The sequence below is a fragment of the Citrobacter sp. CK191 genome, assembly GCF_030333435.1.
Taxonomy (GTDB): Bacteria; Pseudomonadota; Gammaproteobacteria; order Enterobacterales; family Enterobacteriaceae; genus Citrobacter_B; species Citrobacter_B koseri.
On the sequence record NZ_JAOWFX010000025.1, the window covers coordinates 37,039 to 49,122 of the forward strand.

Genomic DNA, 12,084 nt, shown 5'->3' on the forward strand with positions numbered 1-12,084 from the left:
AAGCGTAACCAAACGCGCATTTTATTTAAAAAGGCACTAGACAGAGGGGTGGGAAGTCCGTATTATCCACCCCCGCAACGGCGCTAAGCGCCCGTAGCTCAGCTGGATAGAGCGCTGCCCTCCGGAGGCAGAGGTCTCAGGTTCGAATCCTGTCGGGCGCACCATTTACCCGGTGCTGGAGCTGCGGTGGTTTTAATACCGCGTAAAAGATTTCAGTGGTGGCTATAGCTCAGTTGGTAGAGCCCTGGATTGTGATTCCAGTTGTCGTGGGTTCGAATCCCATTAGCCACCCCATTATTAAAAGTTGTGAAATGCGAAGGTGGCGGAATTGGTAGACGCGCTAGCTTCAGGTGTTAGTGTCCTTACGGACGTGGGGGTTCAAGTCCCCCCCCTCGCACCACGACTTAAAGAGTTGAACTAAAAATTCAAAAAAAGCAGTACATCGGCGAGTAGCGCAGCTTGGTAGCGCAACTGGTTTGGGACCAGTGGGTCGGAGGTTCGAATCCTCTCTCGCCGACCAATTTTGAACCCCGCTTCGGCGGGGTTTTTTGTTTTCACCTCTTCTTCCTCTTCTTTCCCGAGCCCCCTGTATCGCTGTCGCAATGTTGAGACATTCCAGGCTTCTGTTGTCGCTATCTGGTGACGTCTAACATCATGATTTATAAATAATTATTGGTATTGCGTGTTATTTGTCTCCGTTCAGAGACAAAGAGGGGATTTTTATGGCGAAGAAGGCTGGCAGAAACCGCCGCAGAGCCGCGAATGGCCTGATACGTTAAAAAGTCTGAATCCTTATTTTTGGCGGTGCAATCCTGGCATGCAATGTGCAATAATATCCCTGTAGATGCTCATTCCATCTCTTATGTTCGCCTTAGTGCCTCATAAACTCAGGAATGATGCAGAGCCGTTTACGGTGCTTATCGTCCACAGACAGATGTCGCTTACGCCTCATCAAACACCATGGACATAACGTTGAGTGAAGCACCCATTTATGTTGTCATACAGACCTGTTTTGACGCCTGCTCATTTGAGCAGGCGTTTTTTTATGGGGAAGCGGAAGAGAACTGCCGGATGGCGGCTTCGCTTTATCCGGCCTACGGTGACCTGGCAGGCCCGGTAAGCGTAGCGTCACCGGGCAATGGGAAATTACTGCGGAGGATTGTTCTGCAAGGTCAGCATAAGACCGTCGCGGCGCATGGTGGCCGCTTCTTCCGGCTGATGCAACCGGTCCAGCGCATCGGCGAGCCAGGCGTAGTCGTAGGCGTCAGGGCGTTGCTTGAGCGCGGCGCGGAAAGCGAACGTAGCCTCCTGCCATTCGCCATGCTTCATCAACGACTGACCCAGCGTGCTCCACAGTAGCGGGCGATCGCCAACGGTTTTAATCTGCTGGCGCAGCACTTTTTCCAGCTGCTCCGGGTTGTTGGTTTTCAGGCGCGGGATCGGCAGAACCAGGCGGTCGTCATACTGGCGCTTCAGGCCGTCGATGATGATCTGCTGCGCCATATCGTGATCGTCACACTCAATCAGATGTTCTGCCATTGCCACTTGCAGCGGAACCTGGTGGCGAGTTTTACGGCTCTGGTTCTTCCACCATTCGCGTAATCCTTCGCTGCCCTGATCGGCTCGCGCCTGATCCATCAGCCCAATCCAGGCCTGCTGTTCCAGCATGGCGCGATGTTCTTCATCGCCGACGTTGGCCTTCGCCATTGATGGGATGATGTCCAGCAGCGAACTCCATGCTCCGGTGCGGATGTAAGCCTGTTCCGCCAGGCGCAGCACTTCTGGATGACGCGGGGTAACTTCCAGCAGTTTATCCACGCCGTGACGCGCCGCATGATTCTCGTTGCGCGCCAGTTGCAGACGTACGCGGGCGATCTCCACCGGAATCGTGTCATTGCCCGCCAGTTCTGCGGCACGTTCCAGATGCTGATTAGCGCGCGCTTCGTCACCACGCTGCTGCGCGGCTTCGGCGGCCAGCAGATAGTTCACCACCGGCTGTTCAGCGTGATCGGCATTCTTCGCCATCAGCTTCTCAACCTGCTGGTAATCGCCTTCTGCCAGCTTAAGCAGCGCCTGTTCAGTCTGCTTACGTGCACGGCGGCGTTTACGCCCGACAAACCAGCCGCGAGTGTGCGCGCCGGTGCGGAAAACGCGTCGCAGCAGCCACTCAATGGCGAACAGAATGACCATCATAACGATCAGGATGATCACCAGCCCCGTTACGCTGGTCTCAATGTTGTAATTATCGGTCTGGATCAGAACATAGCCCTGATGACCGGCGATCATTGGGCCTATGACGATACCGGCGATCAACAACACAAAGAGCAATAATACTTTCAGCATCATTATTCTCCTTGCGGCGCGGCTGCCGGTGCTTCTGCCTGCGGAGCAGGGGCCTGAGCTGCTTCGGTCGTGGCCGCCGCCGGTTGCGCCAGCAGGTTACGCACGCGAGTCTGCATCAGTTTCTCAAGAATCGGCTGGCTCTGTAACGTCTCCGGCACGTCCATCGTGATGCTCTGTTGACTCAGTTTATCCACGTCATCAAGGAACGCCTTGGTCGTTGCGTCGTCGGTGTCGTAGTACGCGCGTACCCAGGTGGAGACATTATCCAGCGCCTGACGGTAAGTCTCTTCCTGATGACGCGGCACGGCTTGCGCCGCCACTAACAGGCGGGAGCGGATGTTTTCACGTAAGTAAACGTCCTGGTTCGGCGCCAGCAGCGGGACGGCGGTGTCATCACGACGGCGAATAGTAATAAAGCTGTCCATAAAGTTCTGCCAGCTTTTTTGCAGGTTAACGCGCCATTCGCTGATCGAGCTGGACAGCTCGCTGCTGTCGGAGTCCATTGGCGAATCGTCGGTGTCGTTATCGGCCAGACGCAGGTTATCAATCTGGTTAGAGAGCTGGTTCACTTTGAGGATAATGCCGTCGTAGTCCACCTGCGCCACCGCCGACAGGCTGGCAATATCATCGGTAATGGCGCGGCGCGCGGCGATCAGACTGGGGTCGTTCATGTCCGCCAGGCTGGCATCCGCGCTTTTGAGCAGCGCCGCAGCGGTGGTGACATCCTGATCGCTCCACAATTTACGTCCGGCGAGTTTGACCAGAAAATCAGATTGCGCCAGCAGCCAGGTTTTGGCGTCGCTGCCGGAGATCGTCGCGACTTTCTGTTGCACTTCATCCAGCTGTTTCGCCAGCGCGGCCTGTTGGCGATTTGCATCATCCAGTTGCGTCGCCTGCTGTTTGATAATGCCTTCCAGCTCCGCTTTTTGGCTTTCCTGGGCTTTTTGCAGCGCCGTAAGTTGGTTAACCAGCGCATCGCTGGTGGCCGTTTGTTTAACGGCCTGCTGCTTTCCCCAGCCATACAGACTGACGCCCGCCGCCAGGGCAATGGCGATTGCCACCGCACTCAATACCAGCGCGGCGCCGTTCTTACTCTTCTTTTCTGCATTGACTGGCTGCGGCGTGGTTTCCACGGCCTCCCTGGTCTCTTCAACCACGGCGGAGGATTTTTCTTGTTCCGTCATTATGGCATCCCATTATGAGAGTTATTGTAATGCGCGCAGTAGCGCATCGTTGTCGGCGTTATCAGCGACCTTAATATCTTGCCAGCCCAGTTCCCGGGCGAGGTGCGCCAGACGCTCACTGACGACCAGCAGCCGACAGCGTAGTAACCAGTGCTCACGATACCACTGCGGGATCAGCGACCAGAGCTGTTGCAGCATTTCGCCGCTGGTGACAACAATCGTCGTCACGCCGCGAGAGTGCCAGCGCATCGCCTCTTCCGCGCCATCGTAATGTTTTGCACTGCGTTGATAACATTCACAAAAGGTGACTTCAGCGCCGCGTTCTGTGAGGGTTTTGCCTAACAGTTCACGCCCGCCGTTGCCCCGTAAAATAAGCGCTCGTTTTCCCGCAATATTTTGTAATTCAGGTAATTGTAGCAAGACTTCGCTGATTTCCCGATCCAGAGGATAGCGAATATCGCATCCGTTAACGGTATGCAGCGCCAGCGCCGTTGTGCGCCCGATGGCGAAGTAGCGTGGTTGCACAGGCCAGTCCAGCCCCTGCTGTTGCAGTTGGGCGTGGGCAAAGGCGACGGCGTGTTGCGAGAGGGCGAACACCAGATCGTTGTCCGTGAGCGCCGCCAGGCGATCGGCAAGCGTTGCCAGTTCCCGGCCCGGCGTAAACTCAATAAGCGGAAAACTCCAGGCCACCTGCCCCAGTGTGCGCAGACGGCTCACTAACTCTTCCCCGGAGGGAGACGGGCGGGTGACCAGAATACTCATGCGGGCGCTTCTCCGTTATAAACCTCGGTCAGAATCGCGCGGGCGCCGTTTTCCAGCAGCTCTTCCGCCAGGGAAATGCCCATTTGCGCGGCGTCCTGCGGCAATCCGCGACGTTCTCCGCGAATCATCTGCGAACCGTCAGGCGCGCCAACCAACGCACGCAGCCAGACTTCACCATCAATGATTTCAGCATAGCTGCCAATCGGCACCTGACAGCCCCCTTCCAGGCGGGTGTTCATGGCGCGTTCGGCTTTTACACGTAGCGCGGTTTCTTCATGGTTCAGCGGCGCTAACAGCGCCTGAGTACGTGCGTCATCCAGTCGGCATTCAATGCCCACTGCGCCTTGCCCTACGGCAGGGAGAGAGATTTCGGGAGGCAGCGCGGTGCGAATACGCGACGTCAGACCTAACCGTTTTAACCCGGCAACCGCCAGGATAATTGCGTCATAATCACCGTTATCGAGCTTGCTCAGGCGTGTGCCGACGTTGCCGCGCAACGAGCGGATGATGAGATCCGGGCGACGCTCGGCCAACTGGCACTGGCGACGCAAACTTGATGTGCCGACGATGCTGCCTGCGGGCAGTTCATCCAGATTGTTGTATTGGTTCGAGACGAAAGCATCGCGTGGATCTTCGCGTTCGCAAATCGTGACCAGGCCAAGCCCTTGCGGGAATTCTACCGGCACATCTTTCATCGAATGCACGGCGATATCGGCGCGCTTTTCCAGCAGCGCGACTTCCAGCTCTTTTACAAACAAGCCCTTACCGCCCACTTTTGCCAGAGGGGTGTCCAGAATCACGTCGCCGCGCGTTACCATCGGCACCAGTTCCACGACCAGTCCCGGATGCTGTGCTATCAACGCGTCTTTGACATAATGTGCCTGCCAGAGCGCAAGGGGGCTTTGGCGTGTGGCAATTCTTAAAACATTGTCTAACATGCTTGTTACCGTCATTATCGTCCGTGGACCATCCTAACATCCTTACAAGTGGGATGTCAGTGTTACGGTCAAAGGTGAGTAAGAGGATCAGGCGCGGCGTCGCGACTGGCAGTGAATAATGACGAGAAACCGCCTGACCGTATTAAGGAATTTACACGCAGCTAACGGTGCTACACTTGTATGTAGTGCATCTTTCTTTACGGTCAATGAGCAAGGTGTTAAATTGATCACGTTTTAGACCATTTTTTCGTCTTTACCCCTTAATGGGGAGAAGGATGAAAAAGGTAACGGTTATTTTTGACATACGGTTTATCCCGAATGGTTTGGTTGTCCGCACTCGCGATGGCAATCAGACGCATGACGGGTAGCAACATCAGGCGATACGTCTTGTACCTCTATATTGAGACTTTGAAACAGAGACTGGATGCCATCAATCAATTGCGTGTGGATCGCGCGCTTGCTGCCATGGGCCCTGCCTTCCAGCAGGTATACAGTCTGCTGCCGACATTATTGCACTACCATAATCCGCTGATGCCGGGTTACCTCGACGGTAACGTTCCCAAGGGCATATGCTTTTACACGCCTGATGAAACCCAACGCCACTACCTGAATGAACTTGAACTGTACCGGGGTATGTCCCCGCAGGACCCGCCGAAAGGTGAGCTGCCGATCACCGGCGTGTACTCAATGGGCAGTACATCTTCAGTAGGGCAAAGCTGTTCTTCTGACCTGGATATCTGGGTCTGCCACCAGTCCTGGCTTGATAGCGAAGAGCGCCAGTTGCTGCAACGTAAATGCAGCCTGCTGGAAAGCTGGGCCGCTTCGCTGGGCGTGGAAGTCAGCTTCTTCCTGATCGACGAAAACCGTTTCCGCCATAATGAAAGCGGCAGTCTGGGTGGTGAAGACTGCGGCTCGACGCAGCACATCCTGCTGCTCGACGAATTTTATCGCACCGCTGTGCGTCTGGCCGGTAAGCGTATTCTGTGGAATATGGTGCCGTGCGACGAAGAAGAGCATTACGACGACTACGTCATGACGCTTTACGCGCAGGGTGTCCTCACGCCAAACGAATGGCTGGACCTGGGCGGATTAAGCTCGCTCTCCGCCGAAGAGTACTTTGGCGCCAGCCTCTGGCAGTTGTACAAGAGTATCGATTCCCCGTACAAAGCGGTGCTGAAAACGCTGCTGCTGGAAGCCTACTCCTGGGAATATCCCAATCCGCGCCTGTTGGCGAAAGACATTAAACAGCGCCTGCATGACGGCGAGATCGTTTCGTTTGGTCTCGACCCGTATTGCATGATGCTGGAACGCGTGACCGAATACCTCACGGCTATCGAAGATCCGACGCGTCTTGATTTAGTCCGTCGATGTTTCTACTTAAAAGTGTGTGAGAAACTGAGCCGCGAACGCGCCTGCGTTGGCTGGCGTCGTGAAGTGTTAAGTCAGTTAGTGAACGAGTGGGGATGGGACGACGCCCGTCTGACAATGCTCGACAACCGGGCGAACTGGAAGATCGATCAGGTACGCGAAGCGCATAACGAACTGCTCGACGCCATGATGCAGAGCTATCGTAATCTGATCCGTTTTGCCCGCCGTAACAATCTCAGCGTTAGCGCCAGCCCGCAGGATATTGGCGTGCTGACGCGTAAACTGTATGCCGCATTTGAAGCCCTGCCGGGCAAAGTGACGCTGGTGAACCCGCAGATTTCACCGGATCTCTCCGAACCGAACCTAACCTTTATCCATGTGCCGCCGGGCCGGGCCAACCGTTCTGGCTGGTATCTCTACAACCGTGCGCCGAACATGGATTCGATCATCAGCCATCAGCCGCTGGAATATAACCGCTACCTGAACAAACTGGTGGCGTGGGCCTGGTTTAACGGTTTGCTGACGTCGCGTACCCACCTGTTTATTAAGGGCAACGGCATTGTGGATCTGCCTAAGTTGCAGGAGATGGTGGCCGATGTGTCGCACCATTTCCCGCTGCGTTTGCCTGCGCCAACGCCGAAAGCGCTCTACAGTCCGTGTGAAATTCGCCATCTGGCGATCATCGTTAACCTTGAATATGACCCGACGGCGGCGTTCCGCAATCAGGTGGTGCATTTTGATTTCCGTAAGCTGGATGTCTTCAGCTTTGGCGAAGAGCAAAACTGCCTGGTCGGCAGTGTCGACCTGTTGTATCGCAACTCGTGGAACGAAGTGCGTACTCTGCACTTCAACGGCGAACAGGCGATGATCGAAGCGCTGAAAACGATTCTCGGTAAAATGCACCAGGATGCCGCGCCGCCGGACAGCGTGGAAGTGTTCTGCTATAGCCAGCATCTGCGCGGCCTGATCCGCACCCGCGTACAGCAACTGGTCTCCGAGTGCATTGAACTGCGCCTCTCCAGCACCCGCCAGGAAACCGGACGTTTTAAAGCGCTGCGCGTTTCGGGTCAAACCTGGGGGCTGTTCTTCGAGCGCCTGAATGTTTCGGTGCAGAAACTGGAAAACGCCATTGAGTTTTACGGCGCGATTTCGCACAACAAACTTCACGGACTTTCCGTTCAGGTTGAGACCAACCATGTGAAATTACCGTCGGTGGTGGATGGGTTCGCCAGCGAAGGGATCATCCAGTTCTTCTTTGAAGAAACCGGCGATGAGAAAGGCTTTAATATTTATATTCTGGACGAGAGTAACCGGGCGGAAGTGTATCACCACTGCGAAGGCAGCAAAGAAGAGCTGGTACGCGACGTGAGCCGCTTTTATTCGTCGTCGCACGATCGCTTCACCTACGGCTCCAGCTTCATCAACTTCAACCTGCCGCAGTTCTACCAGATTGTGAATACCGACGGTCGCGAGCAGGTTATTCCGTTCCGTACCCAGCCCATCAGCGCCGTGCCACCGGCAAACCAGGACAACGACGCGCCGCTGTTGCAGCAGTATTTCTCGTGAACATGATGCCGGATGGCGGTGTTACAAATGACGCGAGATACGTAGGCCGGATAAGCGCAGCGCCATCCGGCAATAAAACTTAGCGGAAGCTCACCGCTTCTCCAGCCTGTTGTGTCGCGGCCTGCTCCAGCAGATCCCAGAAGGTTTCGCCGCTGCGATCGCAAATCCATTCGTCGCCTTTCAGGTCAAAATGGTAGCCGCCCTGTTTGGTCGCCAGCCATACCTGGTGCAGCGGCTCCTGACGGTTGATGATGATTTTGCTGCCGTTCTCAAAGGTAATGGTTAGCACGCCGCCGTTGATTTCGCAGTCGATATCGCTGTCGCCGTCCCAGTCGTCCAGACGTTCTTCAATGGTCATCCACAGGGTGTCTGCGAGGCGATGAAATTCACTGTCGTTCATTGTTGTTTCCCGTTTTTTACGTGATGGCGGCAGTATAACCTGGAAGAATTCATGATGCAGTTTTCAGCCAACTCTTGCTTTTACGTCTTCTCCTGCGATGATAGAAAACAGAAAGCATGAACTTACAGGCAATCCATAATGAAAAATGTGTTTCAGGCACTCGCTGTACTTCTCACTCTGTTCAGCCTGACCGGCTGCGGTCTGAAAGGCCCGCTCTATTTTCCACCTGCTGACAAAAACGCGCCGCCGCCGACGCATGAGGTTGATTCGCAAATCCAATCAACGACGCCCGATCAAAACGATCGCGCTACGGGAGACGGCCCTTCTCAGGTGAACTATTGACGGTACGTTTCTGTCCCCGCGTAAATGGAGTGAATGATGCAATTCTCTAAAATGCATGGCCTTGGCAACGATTTTATGGTCGTCGACGCGGTAACGCAGAATGTCTTTTTCTCGCCGGAGTTGATCCGCCGCCTGTCAGACAGGCATCTGGGCGTGGGGTTCGACCAGCTTCTGGTTGTCGAGCCTCCTTACGATCCTGAACTGGATTTTCATTACCGCATCTTCAACGCCGATGGCAGCGAAGTGTCGCAGTGCGGTAACGGCGCCCGCTGCTTTGCGCGATTTGTGCGTCTGAAAGGGCTGACCAATAAGCGCGATATCCGCGTCAGCACGGCCAATGGCCGGATGGTGCTGAGCGTCACAGATGATGAGCTGGTGCGGGTGAACATGGGTGAGCCAAACTTTGAACCCGCGCAGGTTCCTTTTCGCGCCAACAAAGCGGAAAAGACCTATATTATGCGAGCGGCCGAGCAGACAATATTGTGCGGCGTGGTTTCAATGGGGAACCCGCACTGCGTGATTCAGGTCGATAATATCGACACGGCGGCAGTCGAAACGCTGGGACCGGTTCTGGAAAGCCATGAGCGTTTTCCAGAACGAGCGAATATTGGGTTTATGCAGGTTGTGAAGCGCGAGCATATCCGATTACGCGTTTATGAACGTGGGGCAGGAGAAACTCAGGCCTGCGGCAGCGGCGCATGCGCCGCCGTTGCGGTGGGCATTCAGCAGGGTTTGCTGGCAGAAGAAGTACGCGTGGAATTACCTGGCGGTCGCCTTGATATCGCCTGGAAAGGCCCGGGTCATCCGTTGTATATGACTGGCCCGGCGGCACATGTCTACGACGGATTTATTCATCTATGAAGCAACCAGGGGAAGAACTACAGGAAACACAGATGGAACTGGACGACCGGGCGGTCGTCGATTATCTACTGCGTAACCCTGAGTTTTTTATCCGTAATGCGCGCGCCGTTGAGGCGATGCGCGTTCCGCATCCCGTGCGGGGTACGGTGTCGCTTGTTGAGTGGCACATGGCCCGCGCCCGGAATCATATCCATGTTCTTGAAGAGAACATGACGCTGCTAATGGAACAGGCGAATGCCAACGAAAGCCTGTTCTACCGTCTGCTGCATTTGCAGGGACGGCTGGTTTCCGCCAGTAGCCTGGATGAAATGCTGATGCGGTTTCATCGCTGGGCGCGGGAGCTGGGGCTGGCGGGCGCGACCATCCGGCTGTTTCCCGATCGCTGGCGACTCGGCGCGCCGTCGAATCATACCCATCTGGCGTTAAGCCGTCAGGCCTTTGAACCGCTGCGTATCCAGCGTCTGGGGCAGGCGCAACACTATCTTGGCCCATTGAATGGCCCGGAACTGCTGGTGGTGCTGCCTGAAGCCAAAGCGATTGGCTCGGTGGCGATGTCGATGCTGGGGCGTGATGGCGATCTGGGGGTCATACTTTTCAGTAGCCGCGATGTGCATCATTACCAACAGGGGCAGGGGACACAGTTACTGCAAGAAATCGCCTTGATGTTGCCGGAACTGCTGGAGCGCTGGATTGAACGTGTATGACCGAATTATCGCTTTCTCAGGACGTTGCGCGCTTCTTGCGTTACCTGGGCGTAGAACGGCAACTTAGCCCCATTACGCTACTGAACTATCAGCGTCAGCTTGATGCCATTATCGCTTTAGCCGGAGAAACCGGTCTGCAAAGCTGGCAACAATGTGACGCTGCGATGGTGCGCGCTTTCGCGGTACGTAGCCGCCGTAAAGGGTTAGGGCCCGCCAGCCTGGCGTTGCGCCTCTCTGCTTTACGCAGTTTCTTTGACTGGCTGGTGAGCCAGGGTGAACTCAACGCCAACCCGGCGAAAGGCGTCTCTGCGCCGAAAGCGCCGCGTCACCTGCCGAAAAATATCGACGTGGATGATATTAACCGCCTGCTGGATATCGACCTTAACGATCCGCTTGCCGTACGCGATCGGGCGATGCTGGAGGTGATGTACGGCGCGGGGTTGCGTTTGTCTGAACTGGTGGGGTTAGACATCAAACACCTCGATCTCGATACGGGCGAAGTGTGGGTGATGGGGAAGGGCAGCAAAGAACGGCGTCTGCCCATTGGCCGCAATGCGGTGGCGTGGATTGAGCATTGGCTGGATCTGCGCGGCCTGTTCGGCAGCGATGACGATGCGCTGTTTCTCTCGAAGCTCGGGAAACGGATCTCCGCGCGCAATGTACAAAAACGGTTTGCGGAGTGGGGCATTAAGCAAGGGCTGAACAGCCATGTCCATCCGCATAAACTGCGTCACTCGTTCGCGACCCATATGCTGGAGTCGAGCGGCGACCTGCGCGGCGTGCAGGAGCTGTTAGGCCATGCCAATTTGTCTACCACGCAAATCTATACTCATCTTGATTTTCAACACCTGGCCTCGGTGTACGATGCGGCGCATCCACGCGCCAAACGGGGGAAATAATGCGTTTTTACCGGCCTTTGGGACACATCTCAGCACTCACGTTCGATCTGGATGACACCCTTTATGATAACCGTCCGGTTATCCTGCGCACCGAGCAGGAAGCGCTCACCTTTGTGCAAAACTACCATCCTGCGCTGCGTACATTGCAGAATGCCGACCTGTATCGCCTGCGTCAGGCGGTACGCGAAGCAGAGCCGGAAATTTATCATGATGTGACGAGATGGCGTCATCGCGCCGTGGAGCGCGCCATGCTGGAAGCGGGCCTGTCAGCGGAAGAGGCAATGGCGGGGGCGAACGCCGCGATGATCAATTTCGCAAAGTGGCGCAGTCGTATCGATGTTCCACAAGTGACGCATGACACGCTGAAGCGGCTTGCAAAAAAATGGCCGCTGGTGGCCATTACTAACGGCAATGCGCAGCCGGAACTGTTTGGGCTGGGCGATTACTTCGAATTTGTGCTGCGCGCGGGCCCGGACGGGCGCTCTAAACCGTTCAGCGACATGTACTCTCTGGCGGCGGAGAAGCTCAACATGCCGATCGGCGAGATCCTCCACGTCGGCGACGATCTGACGACCGATGTCGCCGGGGCGATCCGCTGTGGAATGCAGGCCTGCTGGATCAAACCAGAAAATGCCGACCTGATGCAGACCACTGACAGCCGTTTACTGCCGCATATCGAAATTTCACGGTTGGCATCTTTGACCTCGCTGATATAAT

11 protein-coding genes and 4 tRNA genes are annotated in these 12,084 nt (G+C 55.7%); 10 read left to right on the forward strand and 5 right to left on the reverse strand.

The genetic code is table 11. The features are described 5' to 3' along the window. Window positions 1-87 precede the first annotated feature (87 nt). The 4 genes from OGV82_RS06590 to OGV82_RS06605 all read left to right on the forward strand — a co-directional run bounded on the left by OGV82_RS06590 (window position 88) and on the right by OGV82_RS06605 (window position 520). Window positions 88-164 (forward strand) — tRNA-Arg (locus tag OGV82_RS06590). A gap of 54 nt (window positions 165-218) precedes the next feature. Continuing rightward, a tRNA-His gene (locus OGV82_RS06595) sits at window positions 219-294 on the forward strand. A gap of 19 nt (window positions 295-313) precedes the next feature. Further along, a tRNA-Leu gene (locus OGV82_RS06600) sits at window positions 314-400 on the forward strand. Window positions 401-443: 43 nt separating this feature from the next. Beyond that, a tRNA-Pro gene (locus OGV82_RS06605) sits at window positions 444-520 on the forward strand. A gap of 626 nt (window positions 521-1,146) precedes the next feature. Here the strand turns inward: OGV82_RS06605 and hemY are convergent. Genes hemY through hemC form a run of 4 tightly spaced genes read right to left on the reverse strand, consistent with a single transcriptional unit; the run spans window position 1,147 to window position 5,227 of the window. Next, window positions 1,147-2,343, reverse strand: coding sequence for a protoheme IX biogenesis protein HemY (gene hemY, locus OGV82_RS06610; RefSeq protein ID WP_047460000.1), 1,197 nt, complete (start codon window positions 2,341-2,343; stop codon window positions 1,147-1,149). Window positions 2,344-2,345: 2 nt separating this feature from the next. Then, window positions 2,346-3,527 carry a uroporphyrinogen-III C-methyltransferase gene (gene hemX, locus OGV82_RS06615; protein ID WP_047459998.1) on the reverse strand — a complete coding sequence of 394 codons (1,182 nt, stop codon included), beginning with the start codon at window positions 3,525-3,527 and terminating at the stop codon, window positions 2,346-2,348. Window positions 3,528-3,548: 21 nt separating this feature from the next. After that, a complete protein-coding gene (gene hemD, locus OGV82_RS06620; RefSeq protein WP_047459995.1) occupies window positions 3,549-4,289 on the reverse strand; it encodes a uroporphyrinogen-III synthase in 741 nt (246 codons plus the stop codon). Then, the gene (hemC, locus tag OGV82_RS06625; RefSeq protein WP_047463827.1) at window positions 4,286-5,227 is read right to left on the reverse strand and encodes a hydroxymethylbilane synthase; all 942 of its coding nucleotides are present in this window, start codon (window positions 5,225-5,227) and stop codon (window positions 4,286-4,288) included. The genes hemD and hemC overlap by 4 nt, the downstream gene beginning before the upstream one ends. Window positions 5,228-5,614: 387 nt before the next feature. Here hemC and cyaA point away from each other — a divergent pair, with 387 nt between their 5' ends. Beyond that, entirely contained in the window at window positions 5,615-8,161 is a 2,547-nt protein-coding gene (cyaA, locus tag OGV82_RS06630) for a class I adenylate cyclase (protein WP_012131151.1), read from the forward strand. Between the two features lie 79 nt (window positions 8,162-8,240). On the opposite strand, the gene cyaY is transcribed toward cyaA, so the two are convergent. After that, window positions 8,241-8,561 (reverse strand): iron donor protein CyaY, encoded by a 321-nt coding sequence (cyaY, locus tag OGV82_RS06635; protein ID WP_047459992.1) that lies wholly within the window; start codon window positions 8,559-8,561, stop codon window positions 8,241-8,243. A 138-nt stretch (window positions 8,562-8,699) separates the two neighbouring features. Between cyaY and lptM the strand changes: the two genes are divergently transcribed. From lptM to yigB, 5 genes are read left to right on the forward strand one after another with little or no spacing between them, the layout of a single operon-like run. Then, complete coding sequence (gene lptM, locus OGV82_RS06640; RefSeq protein ID WP_012131153.1) at window positions 8,700-8,903, forward strand: LPS translocon maturation chaperone LptM; 204 nt, start codon at window positions 8,700-8,702, stop codon at window positions 8,901-8,903. A gap of 36 nt (window positions 8,904-8,939) precedes the next feature. Next, on the forward strand, window positions 8,940-9,764 hold the full coding sequence (dapF, locus tag OGV82_RS06645) for a diaminopimelate epimerase (protein WP_024130100.1): 825 nt from the start codon (window positions 8,940-8,942) through the stop codon (window positions 9,762-9,764). Beyond that, window positions 9,761-10,468 (forward strand): DUF484 domain-containing protein, encoded by a 708-nt coding sequence (locus tag OGV82_RS06650; RefSeq protein WP_012131155.1) that lies wholly within the window; start codon window positions 9,761-9,763, stop codon window positions 10,466-10,468. The genes dapF and OGV82_RS06650 overlap by 4 nt, the downstream gene beginning before the upstream one ends. Beyond that, window positions 10,465-11,367, forward strand: a complete 903-nt coding sequence (gene xerC, locus OGV82_RS06655; protein ID WP_012131156.1) for a tyrosine recombinase XerC — start codon at window positions 10,465-10,467, stop codon at window positions 11,365-11,367. The genes OGV82_RS06650 and xerC overlap by 4 nt, the downstream gene beginning before the upstream one ends. Next, window positions 11,367-12,083, forward strand: a complete 717-nt coding sequence (gene yigB / locus OGV82_RS06660) for a 5-amino-6-(5-phospho-D-ribitylamino)uracil phosphatase YigB (protein ID WP_012131157.1) — start codon at window positions 11,367-11,369, stop codon at window positions 12,081-12,083. Before xerC ends, yigB begins: the two co-directional genes overlap by 1 nt. Window position 12,084 lies beyond the last annotated feature (1 nt).